The 13,633-nt window shown below is 72.1% G+C and carries 11 protein-coding genes; 10 read left to right on the top strand and 1 reads right to left on the bottom strand.

From position 1 onward, the window contains the following. Nucleotides 1–9 precede the first annotated feature (9 nt). From metK to WMR31_RS16830, 10 genes are all read left to right on the top strand, one after another. Nucleotides 10–1,215, top strand: a complete 1,206-nt coding sequence (metK, locus tag WMR31_RS16875) for a methionine adenosyltransferase (protein WP_340540039.1) — start codon at nt 10–12, stop codon at nt 1,213–1,215. Between the two features lie 106 nt (nt 1,216–1,321). Next, nucleotides 1,322–3,370: a primosomal protein N' gene (locus WMR31_RS16870; RefSeq protein ID WP_340540038.1), complete on the top strand. Its 2,049-nt coding sequence runs from the start codon at nt 1,322–1,324 to the stop codon at nt 3,368–3,370. A gap of 270 nt (nt 3,371–3,640) precedes the next feature. Further along, entirely contained in the window at nt 3,641–4,186 is a 546-nt protein-coding gene (gene def / locus WMR31_RS16865; RefSeq protein WP_340540037.1) for a peptide deformylase, read from the top strand. Further along, nucleotides 4,186–5,124 carry a methionyl-tRNA formyltransferase gene (fmt, locus tag WMR31_RS16860; RefSeq protein WP_340540036.1) on the top strand — a complete coding sequence of 313 codons (939 nt, stop codon included), beginning with the start codon at nt 4,186–4,188 and terminating at the stop codon, nt 5,122–5,124. Before def ends, fmt begins: the two co-directional genes overlap by 1 nt. Then, on the top strand, nt 5,117–5,554 hold the full coding sequence (locus WMR31_RS16855) for an MmcQ/YjbR family DNA-binding protein (RefSeq protein ID WP_340540035.1): 438 nt from the start codon (nt 5,117–5,119) through the stop codon (nt 5,552–5,554). Before fmt ends, WMR31_RS16855 begins: the two co-directional genes overlap by 8 nt. Continuing rightward, entirely contained in the window at nt 5,551–6,930 is a 1,380-nt protein-coding gene (locus tag WMR31_RS16850; RefSeq protein WP_340540034.1) for an RsmB/NOP family class I SAM-dependent RNA methyltransferase, read from the top strand. Before WMR31_RS16855 ends, WMR31_RS16850 begins: the two co-directional genes overlap by 4 nt. 305 nt (nt 6,931–7,235) lie before the next feature. Beyond that, nucleotides 7,236–8,813: a M48 family metalloprotease gene (locus WMR31_RS16845; RefSeq protein WP_340540033.1), complete on the top strand. Its 1,578-nt coding sequence runs from the start codon at nt 7,236–7,238 to the stop codon at nt 8,811–8,813. 77 nt (nt 8,814–8,890) lie between these two features. Then, nucleotides 8,891–10,708: a hypothetical protein gene (locus tag WMR31_RS16840; protein WP_340540032.1), complete on the top strand. Its 1,818-nt coding sequence runs from the start codon at nt 8,891–8,893 to the stop codon at nt 10,706–10,708. 535 nt (nt 10,709–11,243) lie between these two features. Further along, nucleotides 11,244–11,762, top strand: coding sequence for a DUF3291 domain-containing protein (locus WMR31_RS16835; RefSeq protein WP_340540031.1), 519 nt, complete (start codon nt 11,244–11,246; stop codon nt 11,760–11,762). A 63-nt stretch (nt 11,763–11,825) separates the two neighbouring features. Further along, nucleotides 11,826–11,996: a hypothetical protein gene (locus WMR31_RS16830; protein ID WP_340540030.1), complete on the top strand. Its 171-nt coding sequence runs from the start codon at nt 11,826–11,828 to the stop codon at nt 11,994–11,996. Here the strand turns inward: WMR31_RS16830 and WMR31_RS16825 are convergent. Continuing rightward, the gene (locus tag WMR31_RS16825; RefSeq protein WP_340540029.1) at nt 11,978–13,630 is read right to left on the bottom strand and encodes a bifunctional 3'-5' exonuclease/DNA polymerase; all 1,653 of its coding nucleotides are present in this window, start codon (nt 13,628–13,630) and stop codon (nt 11,978–11,980) included. The two genes, WMR31_RS16830 and WMR31_RS16825, sit on opposite strands and share 19 nt — an antisense overlap. Nucleotides 13,631–13,633: the final 3 nt, after the last annotated feature.

Here is a 13,633-nt window from a genome sequence, read left to right as displayed (position 1 = left end):
GAAGAGACCGTGACAGGACGCCTGTTCACCTCGGAGTCGGTGACCGAGGGTCACCCCGACAAGATCGCCGACCGGATCAGCGACACGGTCCTCGACTACCTCATGGCCAACGACGACAACGTCGCGGACCTGCGCGTCGCCGTCGAGACGCTGCTCACCACCGGCCTGGTGGTCGTGGCGGGCGAGGTGCGCACCAATGCCTACGCGCCGGTGGCCGACCTGGTCCGCGCCGCGATCCTCGAGATCGGCTACGACTCCTCCGAGAAGGGCTTCGACGGCACCACCTGTGGCGTCCAGGTCGCGATCGGCGCGCAGTCCAGCGACATCGCCCAGGGCGTCGACTCCGGCATCGAGCAGCGCGTCGGCGCCTCCACCGACGAGCTCGACGCCCGCGGCGCGGGTGACCAGGGGCTGATGTTCGGCTACGCGTGCGACGACACCGACGTGCTCATGCCGCTGCCGATCGTGATCGCCCAGCGCTTGTCGGAGAAGCTCACCGAGGTGCGCAAGAACGGCACCATGCCCAACCTGCGTCCCGACGGCAAGACCCAGGTCACCATCGAGTACGACGAGGACGACCGTCCGGTCCGCATCGACACCGTGGTCCTGTCCACCCAGCACTCCGAGGACACCGACCTCGCCAAGCTCGAGGCCGAGATCCAGCAGCACGTCGTCGACCCGGTGCTGGCCACCATCGACCTGCCCTCCGAGGGCTACCGGCTGCTGGTCAACCCCACCGGGCGCTTCGTCGTCGGGGGTCCGATGGGCGACGCCGGCCTGACCGGCCGCAAGATCATCGTCGACACCTACGGCGGGATGGCCCGCCACGGCGGCGGAGCGTTCTCCGGCAAGGACCCGTCCAAGGTCGACCGCTCGGCCGCCTACGCCATGCGCTGGGTCGCCAAGAACGTCGTCGCGGCCGGCCTGGCCCGGCGCTGCGAGGTCCAGGTCGCCTACGCCATCGGCAAGGCCCAGCCGGTCGGCGTGTTCGTGGAGACCTTCGGCACCGGCATCGTGCCCGACGAGAAGATCCAGGAGGCGGTCCTGGAGGTCTTCGACCTGCGCCCCGCCGCGATCCTGCGCGACCTCGACCTGCTGCGCCCGATCTACGCCAAGACCTCGGCCTACGGTCACTTCGGCCGCGAGCTGCCCGAGTTCACCTGGGAGCGCACCGACCGCGCCGACGCCCTCAAGGCCGCCGCCACCGCCTCCTGACCCCGGTTCCCTCCGATTCCCATCGAGTCGAGGTGAGTCGGATCAGATCTGCGCCGACTCACCCCGATGTCTGCGTGCGCTGGTAGACAACGCCTCGTGAGTGCCGATGACTGAGGGTCGTACCGAGCCCGCGGAGCAGGCCGAGCTGCTCCCGGGGATGGTGCGCGCCAGCGTCAAGCAAGCCCAGGCCAAGGCGCGGGCCACCCGGGCACGCAAGGCGGCCGAGGTTCCGATCTCCGACGTCGAGCCGGTGGCGCGGGTGCTCGTCGACGTCCCGCTGGCCCATCTGGACCGCCCGTTCGACTACGCCGTCCCGGCCGCGTTGGCCGACGACGCGGTGCCGGGAGCGCGGGTGAAGGTGCGCTTCGCCGGCCAGGACGTCGACGGCTTCGTCCTCGAGCGCAGCTCCACCACCGATCACACCGGGCGGCTCAGCCCGCTGCGCCGGGTGGTCAGCGCCGAGCCGGTGCTCACCCCGCAGATCGCGGCGCTCGTGGCCGACGTCGCCGAGCGCTACGCCGGCTCCCGCTCCGACGTGCTGCGCCTGGCGATCCCGCCGCGACACGCGACCACCGAGAAGCAGCCCTCCCCGGCACCGGCCGAGCCGCCGGTAGCGGCGCCGAGCCAGAGCCGGTGGACCGGCTACGACCGGGGCCCCGCGTTCCTGGGCCACCTCACCGACGGCGGATCGCCGCGCGCGGTCTGGTCGGCCGCCCCCGGAGACGAGTGGCCCACGCTCATCGCCGAGGCCGCGGCCGCCACGCTGCGGTCCGGTCGAGGGGTGATCGTCTGTGTGCCCGACGGCAAGGACGTCGCCCGGGTCGACGTCGCCCTCGCCGAGACCCTCGGACCCGATCGGCACGTCGTCCTCACCGCCGATGCCGGTCCGGCCCGGCGCTACCGCGACTTCCTCGCGTTGAGCCGAGGAGCCAGGCGTGTCGTGGTGGGCACCCGAGCCGCGGCGTTCGCACCGGTGACCGATCTCGGGCTCGTCGTCATCTGGGACGACGGCGACGACCTGTTCGCCGAGCCACGTGCCCCCTACCCACACACCCGCGAGGTGCTGCTGATGCGCGCCGAGCGGGAGGGCGCGGCCGCGCTGGTCGGCGGCTTCTCCCGCAGCGTGGAGGCGGCCTATCTCACCCCGGCCGGCTGGGCGCACGAGCTCACCGCGCCTCGTGATCGACTGCGCCAGGCGGCGAGGATCGCGATCGCCGGAGCCACCGACTTCGAGCTCGCCCGCGACCCCCAGGGGGCGGGGACGCGGATGCCGAAGCAGGTGCACGAGGTCGTCAAGGCGGCGCTGACCGACGGTCCCGTGCTGGTGCAGACCCCGCGTGCCGGCTACGCGCTCGCCCTGGCGTGCGAGCGCTGCCGCACCCCGGCGCGGTGCGACACCTGTGCCGGTCCGCTTGCCCTCACCTCGCCCACCACACCGCCGGCCTGTCGCTGGTGCGCGACTCCCGCCGTCGGGTGGACCTGTCGCGAGTGCGGCGCCGCGGGGCTGCGGGCGCCGGTACTGGGAGAGGCCCGCACGGCCGAAGAGCTCGGTCGGGCGTTCCCGCGGGTGCGGGTGCGCAGCTCGGCCGGCGACCACGTGCTCACCGACGTGCCCGGCACCCCGGCCATCGTGGTCGCCACGCCGGGCGCCGAGCCGGTCGCGGAGGGTGGGTACGCCGCCGTCGTCCTGCTCGACACCTGGCTGCTCCTCGGCCGTGACGACCTGCGCGCCACCGAGGAGGCCCTGCGCCGCTGGAGCAATGCGGTGGGCCTGGTCCGCCCCGGCGGACGGGTGCTCGCCGTCGGGGACCCCGCGCACCCGGCGCTCCAGGCTCTGGTGCGCTGGGATCAGTCCGGGTTCGCCGCGCGCGAGGCCGCCGACCGTGCCCAGGCACACCTACCGCCCGCCACCCGCCTGGCCACGATCACCGGCGAGCCCGGCGCGCTCGACGACGTCCTCGCCCTGCTGGCGCCGCCCGACCATCTCGAGGTGCTCGGCCCCGTCCCGGCGGCCGACGACGAGGAGCGGCTGGTGCTGCGCACGCCTCGCGCGCAGGGCGCCGACCTGTCGCGGGCCCTCGGTGAGCTGCAGCGGATCCGGTCGGCCCGCAAGCTCGACGCCGTCCGGGTGCGCGTCGATCCGCCGTCGGTCTGAGAGGCACCGCCGGCCGCCGGCATCGCCTGCGCCGCTCGACATCGCCTGCGAGGCGGGCCGGTCGCGGATCCCGACCCGGTCTCAGCCAGCAAGACGCCGTCGGTGACTGGACGGCCGAAACCTGAACTTGTCGACCGGGATATCGGCCGCCAAGTTCAGGTTTCCCCGGTCGACCGGGGAAATCCCGCCCCGGCCACCCACCGCCCAGGCCGTCAACCGAGCGCCGACACTAGGATGAAAGCCCGTCCGCCGAACCGTTCTAGGAGACACGTGGCGATCCAGCCCATCCGGCTCTTCGGCGACCCGATCCTGCGCAAGCCCGCCCTCGAGGTCGTCGACTTCGACAAGGAGCTGCGCACCCTCGTCGGGGATCTCACCGAGACGATGCTGGAGGCGCCCGGTGCCGGGCTCGCGGCACCGCAGATCGGCGTCGGGCTCCGGGTCTTCACCTGGAACGTCGACGGCGAGGTCGGCCATCTCATCAACCCGGACCTGACGCTCTCGGAGGAGATCCAGGACGGCGACGAGGGCTGCCTGTCGCTGCCGGGTCTCACCTACGACTGCCGGCGGGCGCTGTCGGTCGTGGCGCGCGGATGGAACATGCACGGCGAGCCGGTGACCATCGAGGGCTCCGAGCTGCTGGCGCGGGCGATCCAGCACGAGACCGACCACCTCGACGGCATCTTGTTCATCGACCGCCTCGACACCGCCGCCCGCAAGGCCGCGATGAAGGAGATCCGCGAGTCGGAATGGTTCGGGCTGGAACGACCCCAGGTCAAGATCAGTCCCCACGCGACGCGGGGCCTGGGCATCTGATGCGCGTGGTGTTCGCCGGCACGCCCGAGGTGGCGGTGCCGTCGCTGGAGGCGATCGCGGCCTCCGAGCACGAGCTGGTCGGAGTCGTCACCCGCCCCGACGCACCGGCCGGCCGGGGTCGGCGGCTCGTCGCGAGCCCGGTCGCCCAGCGCGCCGAGGAGCTCGGCGTCCCCGTCCTCAAGCCCGACCACCCGCGCGATCCCGCGTTCCAGGATCACCTGCGCGCCCTCGCGCCCGAGTGCTGCCCGGTGGTGGCCTACGGCGCGCTGCTGCCGCAGTCGGCACTGGACATCCCGCCGCTGGGCTGGGTCAACCTGCACTTCTCGTGCCTGCCCGCCTGGCGGGGCGCAGCTCCCGTGCAGCACGCGATCTGGGCCGGCGACGAGGTCACCGGCGCCACCACCTTCCGCATCGTCAGGCAGATGGACGCCGGCCCGACGTTCGGCGTGATGACCGAGCGGATCCGCCCCACCGACACCGCCGGCGACCTGCTCGGCCGACTGGCCGAGGGCGGCGCCGGGCTGCTCGTCAGCACCCTGGACCATCTGGCTGCCGGGGACATCGAGGCCCGCGAGCAGCCCGCCGACGGCGTGAGCCTGGCGCCGAAGATCACCGTCGAGGACGCCGAGGTCGACTGGTCCGAGCCGGCCGTCGCCGTCGACCGGCGGATCCGCGCCTGCACCCCCGCGCCGGGCGCCTGGAGCACCTTCGCGGGGGAGCGGATCAAGCTGGGGCCGGTCACCGTCGCCGGCTCCGATCTCGACCTGCCGCCGGGCGAGCTCGCCGTCGGCAAGCAGGAGGTGCTGGTCGGCACCGCCACGACTGCCGTCCGGCTCGGCGAGGTGAAGGCATTCGGCAAGAGGCAGATGGACGCCGCCGACTGGGCCCGCGGCGTCCGGCTGCAGTCCGGTGCGCGGTTCGGGGACGCCGATGCCTGATCCGACGGCTGACCGGCCCGCGACCCCCGACGACGTCGACGCGATCTGCGCCGCCCTTCCCGACACCGAGCTCGGCACCTCCTGGGGCGACGTCCCGACGTGGAAGGTCCCCGCCGGAGAGAAGGGCAAGGGCTTCGTGCTCTACCGCCAGCCCCACTCGACCGCGATCGACCCGGCCACCGGCGAGCCCTACGACGACCTGCTCGTGATCATCACCCCGACGCCGGCCGAGAAGGCCGCCCTGGTGCAGGACGCCGACAACCCGTTCTTCACCATCGACCACTTCCGGAACTACTCCGCGGTGCTGGTCCAGCAGTCGCGGCTCGGCGAGATCACGCGTGCCGAGCTCGCCGAGATCATCACCGACGCCTGGGCCACCCGGGCGCCCAAGCGGCTCTCGAAGGCGTACTTCTCAGGAGCCGGCGGATGACCGGGCGGCCCGCGAAGCCACGTCCACGGGGGAGGACGAAGGCGCGCGGGCCCGTCGACACCCCACGCCTGGCCGCCTTCGAGGTGCTCAAGACCGTCCGGGTCGACGACGCCTACGCCAACCTGGTGCTGCCCGCGGTCATCACGCACTTCTCCCTCGACCCGCGCGACGCCGCGTTCACCACCGAGCTCGCCTCCGGCACGCTGCGCCGCCGCGGCACCTATGACGCCATCCTGGCCCGCTGTGTGGACCGCGGGCTCGGCAAGGTCGAGGCCAAGGTTCTCGACGCACTCCGGTTGGGCACCCACCAGCTGCTCTCGATGCGGGTGCCGGCCCACGCGGCCATCAGCACCACCGTCGACCTGGTCCGTGGCGTCGGACACGAGGGGGCGGCGGGTTTCACCAATGCCGTGCTGCGCAAGGTAGCGGCCCACGATCTCGACGCCTGGCTCGCCACATTGGCCCCCGACGACAGCGATCGCTCGATGTCGATCGCCTACAGCCATCCGGAGTGGATCGTCGGTGAGCTGAAGCTGGTCGCCGGCGCAGAGGTGGGGGCGCTGCTCGCGGCCGACAACGAGCCGCCCACGGTCACGCTGGTGGCCCGGCCGGGACGCTCGACCCCGGCCGAGCTTCCAGGCGTTCCCACCCGGTACTCGCCGTACGGCGTGGTGCTCGACGGCGGCCGCCCCGACGCCGTCCCGGCGGTGGCCGAGGGCCGCGCCGGCGTCCAGGACGAGGGCTCCCAGCTGGTCGCACTCGCACTGGCCCGGGCCGAGGTCGCCGACGACGCCGGTCGTTGGGTCGACCTGTGTGCCGGCCCCGGCGGCAAGGCGGCCCTGCTCGCCGCCCTGGCCGTCGAGCGCGGGGCTCGCCTGCTGGCCCTGGAGGTCGCTCCGCACCGGGCTCGGCTGGTCACGCGCGCTCTCGACGGCGCCGCCGGAGTCGCCGGCGTCGCCGTGGCCGACGGCCGGCGGCCGCCCTTGGCGCCCGGATCGGTCGACCGGATCCTGCTCGACGCCCCGTGCACCGGTCTCGGCGCCCTGCGGCGTCGGCCCGAAGCGCGCTGGCGTCGTCGGCCTGAGGACCTTCTCGACCTGGTGCTGCTCCAACGCGAGCTCCTCGGCCGCGCCCTCGACACGGTGCGCCCGGGCGGGGTGGTGCTCTATGCCACCTGCTCGCCGGTCCTGGCCGAGACCTCGGGCGTCGTGCGCTCGATCCTCGACACCCGCGCCGACGTCGTCCTCGAGGACGCCGCAGCGCTGCTTCCCGAGGTGCCCGACGCCGCCGGCCCGCTCCCCGGCACCCTCCAGCTCTGGCCGCACCGGCACGGCACGGATGCGATGTTCCTGGCTCTGCTGCGGCGCACGGCCTGACCATCCCCCTCTTTCCGAGTTCGGCAGCCTGACGCGCACCGGACCACTAGCCTGCCGCGGTGGGTAGACGCTTGGGCGACGCAGCCACACTCGCGTCGCTGGTGGCCGTGCGCCTGGCGATCTACTCGGTCGTGGGCCTGCTCGCCGTCGCCGTCGTGGCCTCCCTCCCGATCGCAGTCATCGCCTTGCGCGGGCTCGACGTCCCCTCCCACATGTTCGGGGCGATCGGGTTCGCCCTGGCATCGATGAGCTACGGCGTGGTCGCGGAGTGGCGTTCTCGCCGGATCGAGTGGGCCGGTGTCGTGGTGTCCGACGACTCGGATCTGTGGGCCGAGGTGGCCGCGGTTGCGGAGGCGGTCGCCGCACCGGTGCCGGACGAGATACGCATCGTCGCGCACGATGAGATTCGAGTGGTCGATCTGGGTCGCGTCGGCGGGCTGCTCCCAGGGCGGCGGCGACTGTTCCTCGGCTCGGCGCAGTTGGCTGTTCTCGATCGCGATCAGCGACTTGGCGTGATAGCTCGCGAGCTCGCGTTGTACAGCACACGCTCGGGCCGCCTCCGGCCTGAGATCTATCGTGCCCGCCTCTCGCTCACCTACGAGGAGCGCCCTCCGGTCAACGCCAGGTCGCGGTGGTGGAACCGGGCAGTCGGCCAGATCAGACGACTCGGGGCGACGGTCTGTCGCGAGCAGGAGGCGCAGGCTGAACGCCTCGCGTCCGAACTCACGAGCAGCGACTCCTTACGCTCCGCGCTCGAGGTACGACCAGTCGTCAGCCTCGTGTGGCCGGGCTATGTCACGGGGCAGATGAGCTCCGGCTTCCATCTGGGCATACGTCCCGCCCATGCGTCGCGGGACTTCGGCGACTACTTCGCCGCGATGACCGAGGATGACGAAGCAGACCTCGACGCTGCTGTGGCGGCTCTGGACGCCGGGAGCGGGGTCGACACCACTGAGGCAGGCCCTTACTCAGCGCCCGCGTCGTGGTCGGACCTCGAGCTCGGTGAACTACTCGATGCGGCCGACGAGGAGTGGGCACGTGGCACGGTGCTGGAACCGGTGGCTCTCCCTGAGTTCGTCCATCAGATCGCGCTGGATCGTGCACGGCATGCCGCAGCCCATCTCTACTGGCCGATCGCTCAGGCGGCCGCGGTCTTGTCGTGGGGTGGTGCCCGGGCGCTGGTCGAACGTCTCACCGGTCCGGACGCGTCCGAGGCCGACATGGAGGAACTCGCCACAGACCTGTTGACGGCGGCGCTCGAGGTCGCCTTCGTCGACCGTGCAGGTGCGAGGTATCACTCGTCGTGGGAGTCTCCCGTCGAGTTGCGCGACTCGGGAGGACAACGACTCGACGTACGCTCCTTGGTCGCAGCGAGCGCTGCGGCCGACGCCGGTGTCGCACCCCGGAAGGCTCTGGCGGCGGTCATCGCCGATCTCGGCCTGGACGAGGTGGTCCCGAATATCGGGCCGCTCTTCGCGGCTCCCGTCGTGCTCAAGGACGGGTTCCTCAGCCTGGCCTACATCGGACGGTCCCGCGTCTTCGCCGTCACCGTCGATGCCTTGGTGATAGCCCGGGTGCGCACCGGGCTGCGAATGACCGAGGAGGCGATCCTCGCAGGTGTTGATCGCGCGGGCCCCGAAGCGCTGATCGCAACGCCCGGGGCGCGGGTGATCCGTTGGGTGGAGGTGAGCGAGGTCCGGTGGACCAGGTGGCGGCGCAGGATGCGGGTCAAGTCTGCGCTCGGCGGCATCGTCAGACTCCCCTACACCGGCGCCCCGTATGGCGACCTTCACGAGGCGTTGCGGCTGGTTGTGGGTGATCGACTGGTGGTCGGCCGCTTCCTTGGTCGAACTGCCCCACGACGGCGTCGAGCGCGAACGTGAGGTCGAGCATCCGATCCGGTAGCGATCGGTGTTCCCAACCGCCTGCGCGGCACGACGAGCAGACCTACCCTTCGCCCATGAGCGGATCGCGATGGGACGGCGCAGTGCTCGCGGTGCTGGTGGCCGCGAGGGCCGGCGGTTTGGTGCTGCTCGGCATCCTCTGCGTCGCGATCTCCGTCGCGATCTCGGTGCTCTACCGCGACGACTACCTCGCCGGCCTCCTGAGGGGTCTGGTGCTGACCCTGGCCTTCGCGGCGATCGCGCTTCTGGTCGGGCGCCGCGACCGTCAGGCCGACAACGAGCACCCGCCCGGCCTGCTTGCGGAGGACCAGGCGGAGCTGAGGGCGGTGGCTGCCGAGGCGGCGACCGCCGTCGACGCGGTCGCACCGGACGAGATCCGAATCGTCCCAGGCAGCGCGGTCCGGGTCGAGGACGACGGCGTGCTCGGTGGTCTCAGACAGGGCCGGCGCCGGCTGCTGATCGGTGCGGCAGCGCTGGTGGTGCTCAGCCGCGATCAGCTACTGGGCCTGACCGCTCACGAGTTGGCGCACTTCAGCACCGGAGAGGGACGACTGCGCCCTGTCATCTATCGGATGCGCGACCGGATACTCCGGGCCGAGGAGCCGATCATCGGCGACCGCCTCGCGCTGGCTGTGTCCGCCAGGGTCTGCGCCCGGCAGGAGATCTGGGCAGATCGCTCCGCGTCCGAGCTGGTGGGCAGCGAGATGTTCGCGTCCGCGCTCGAGGCGCACGTGCGGATCTCCCGTGCGTGGGTCGAGTACCACCGTCGATTCCTCCTAGCCGGCCAGGAAACCGGACTCCGACCACTTCCGGCGGCTCTGGCCTTCGGGTCGTACTTCGCCTCGACGTCCAGCCCGGCCGACGACCCGATCGGCCAGGACCCGAAGCCTGCGAGACCCCGAGTCGAGTCGCACCTCCCGTTGGGAGATCGGGTGGCACAGGTGCGGTCGTGGGGGCTGCCCGGCCGGGTCGGTGGTGAGGCCGGCGCATGGCGGATGCTCGGCGACGCCGACCGAGTGCTCGGAGACGTCGATGAGCTTCTGTTCGGCGGGACGGTTCTCGCCGCGACCCCGTGGGCGGAGTTCGTGCACCGGGTCGGCCTCGACCGAGCCCGTCGCGACGCCGTCGATCTGCGCCAGTCCCTCGGAGACGCCGCGACCATTCTGGAGCAGGGCAGCGCGCGGATCCTGGTCGAGCATCTCGTGGGCACCGGCGTCTCCGATGCCGTCTCCGAGGCTGTGGCGACCAACATGCTGACCGGTGCCGTCGAGGCGGAGTTGGCCGGCCGGTGTGGCGCGTCGTACCGACTGTCGTGGATCGGCGGGCCCGAGCTCCACGACGTCGAGGGTCGTCGCCTCGACGTCCGCTCGCTTGTCGCTGCGTGCGCATCGAGGAGCGCGCTGCCCACGCAGCACGCCACGCTGGCCGCCGTGATCGATGGTGCGGGGATCGCACACGTGATTCCCGACCCGAGTCGGGCCCCGGTACGTCCGGCCGTGCTCAAGTCGGGTTTCCTGAGCCTGGCCTACTCCGGCCGGTCCAGGGTGTTCGGCGTCACCGAGGCGGGGCTCGTGGTCGCGCCGATCCCGCGCGACCTGCGGACGCGAGGCATCGACCTGGTCGGCCTGATGGAGCTTCGTCCCCTGCGTTCGCTCGAGCGCGTCGACCGTGCTGGTCCCGAGGCACTGCTGCACGGTCGTGGGGCGAGCGTCACGAGCTGGGACGGCGTCAGCGAGGTACGCGTACGCCCACGCGTCCGGCGCGTCCGCGTCCGACTGGACACCGGCCGCACCCTCAAGCTCGCCTACATGACCAAGCCGCACGGCGACCTGCGGGAGTCGTTGCGGGTCGTGGTCGGCAACCGGCTGCGTTAGTGCCGCGTGGCGACAGTTCCTGAGCGCTTCGCGCCACCACGGCACGCACCCCGCGGCACCGGGAATCCGCAGGGGACGGCCGGCACGACTGCGGATCCCCGGCACCCTGATGCATTCACCTTGAAGACGCCAACCGTCCAACAACTTCCGACCGGCGCCACGAGACACCTCACCCGGCCTGGTCGTAGGTCTCCACGATCGCGACGTCGAGGGGGAAGGTGATCGGGTTCGGGCGATCGGGTTCGCCCTGGCGTCGATGAGCTACGGCGTGGTCGCGGAGTGGCGTTCTCGCCGGATCGAGTGGGCCGGTGTCGTGGTGTCAAGGTGCCCCGCACGACGCTCAGATCTGCCGCAATGCCCTTCCGTACCGCGCCCGGGGTGGACTCGTATGAAGTCGACGGCCTGACGACAGAACTCCTCGGAGTAGTTCGTCCTGGCCCTGGTTCGTCGATCATCCGGCCTCTCCAGCAAGTGCTGGATTCAGCTGTCCAAGAACCGGGGTCATGCCCTGTGGCCCGTCATCTATGGTCGCGGCATGCACTACGAACTCGCAGAGGTGAACATCGCACGGCTCGCCGACGATCTCGACAGCCCGCGCCTGTCCGACTTCGTCGCACAGCTCGAGCCGATCAACGCGCTTGCCGATGCCGCCGACGGCTTCGTATGGCGCCTGCAGACCGAGGACGGTGACGCCACCAGCATCGTCGCGTTCGCGGACGAACAGCGGGAGGGCGTGGGCGTGATCACCAACCTGTCGACGTGGCGCGACATGGAGTCGATGACGGCCTACGTGTACCGCTCGGCGCATGCCGAGGTGATGCGGCGGCGCCGCGAGTGGTTCCTGCCCATCGCCGAGGGGTACCTCGTGTGCTGGTGGGTGCCCGCCGGTCACCGCCCCTCCACGGCCGACGCCGAAGAGCGGCTGGCGCACCTACGTCGGCACGGCCCGACCCCCTACGCGTTCACCATCAAGCAGCACTACCCGGCCCCCGGCGCCGTCGCGGCGGATCGTGAGCTCGGTCCATCGCGCGACTGGCAACCCTGCCGGGCCTGAGTCCGGCCCTGCTGTTCGGCTCGGTGATCGGCTTCTGAAACCGGTGCTCAGCGCAGCATCAGCGTGAGCGAGGTGTGCGTCCGCCCACTCGTCCGGCGCCTCCGCATCCGACTGGACACCGGCCGCACCCGCAAGCTCGCCTACATGACCAAGCCGCACTGCGGCCTGCGGGAGTCGTTGCGTCTCGTGGTCGGCAACCCGCTGCGCTCGACACCTCACCCGGCCTGGTCGTAGGTCTCCACGATCGCGACGTCGAGGGGGAAGGTGATCGGGAAGGTCCCGAACATCAGCCGCCCGGCCGACTCGGCGGCCTCGACGACGAGGTCGCGCACGTGCTCGGCGACCTCGGCGGGGGTGTGCACGACGATCTCGTCGTGGAGGAAGAACACCAGATGGGGGCGGCCGCGGCCCGGCGCGAGCGACGTCGAGCCACCGACAGGTGCCAATGCCTCCAGGCGACGGCGCAGGCCGGCCATCCAGCACAGCGCCCACTCGGCCGCCGTGCCCTGGACGACGAAGTTGCGGGTGAAGCGGCCCCAGTCGCGTGCCTGGCTGCGGGCTCGGCGCTCGTCGGAGTCGGAGGCATCACCCTGTCCGGCGCGGTCCTGCACCTCGCGCCAGGCCGAGCCGGGTGGGGGAGAGGTGCGCCCGAGCCAGGTCCGCACCACCTGTCCGCGCTCGCCGTCCGCGGCGGCGCGATCGACGTAGCCGACGGCCTTTGGATAGGCGCGCTTGAGGCGTGGGAGCAGGAGGCCCGCCTCGCCCGAGGTGCCGCCGTAGAGCGCCGAGAGCATCCCGATTTTGGCGTGGTCGCGGGTGTCGACGACCCCGGAGTCGACCAGCCCCTGATACAGGTCGCCGCGACCGGCGGTGGCCAGGGCGACGTCGCGCGCCATCGCGGCGAGCACGCGCGGCTCGATCTGGGCGGCGTCGGCGACGACGAGCCGCCAGCCGGGATCGGCGACGACGGCGCCCCGAACGGACTTGGGGATCTGCAGGGCGCCCCCACCGCTGGTGGCCCAGCGGCCCGTCACCACACCACCGGGCACGTAGTCGGTGCGGAACCGGTCGGCGCGGTCCTCGCGACCCGGCGCCACCCAGGCGTCGAGCCAGGCCCAGCCGTTGGCCGCGAGCAGTCGCGCGAGCGACTTGTAGGCGAGAAGGGGCTCCACGACCGGGTGGTCCAGACGCCGCAGCTCCCACTTCGACGTCGACTCGACCGAGAGGCCGGCACGACGTAGCGCCTTGAGCAGTGCCACGGGGGAGTCGAGGTTGAGCCGGGGGGCCTGGAGGAGATCGGCGATCTCGGTCGCCAACCGGTCCATCTCGCGCGGCCGGAACCCGGCTGGCGGACGCGGCCCGAGCCGGTCGGCGAGTATCTCGTCGTGACGGGCGCGGGACCACGGCATCCCGTCGGCGCGCATCTCCGCGGCGATGAGCGCGCCGGCCGACTCGGCCGCGCAGAGCAGTCGGAGCCGCTCGGGGTCCCTCACCTGCGCGATCCGCCGGGCCTGGTCGGCGACCTCGGCCGCCAGGTCGTCGAGGGTGGCCTCGACGCGAGGCAGGTCCAGCAGGGTGCCCTCGGTCTCCTCGCGGCGCTCCAGCCAGACCGGGACGACGTCGCCGGGCTCGATCCGGTCGAGGATCGTGCGGGTCAGGCGCAGGTCGAGGCAGCGTGGCACTCTCACGCCGCGGGCGAGCAGCGGCGGATACAGCGACGCGGTGTCGGGCCAGACCCAGCGAGCCTCGGCCCATTCGCCGTCCGCGCGGACGGCGAGTTCGTCCCAGCTCAGCGAGGCTCGTTCGGTGGGCGAGCCGAGGACGCCCGCCTGCACCCCTGAGGAGTCAGGGGCCAGGAGGACGTCCACAGC

The sequence above is a fragment of the Nocardioides epinepheli genome, from assembly GCF_037936805.1.
GTDB lineage: Bacteria > Actinomycetota > Actinomycetes > Propionibacteriales > Nocardioidaceae > Nocardioides.
Note: the sequence above shows the minus strand (reverse complement) of the source record. Positions and strands in the feature narration are given on the sequence as shown.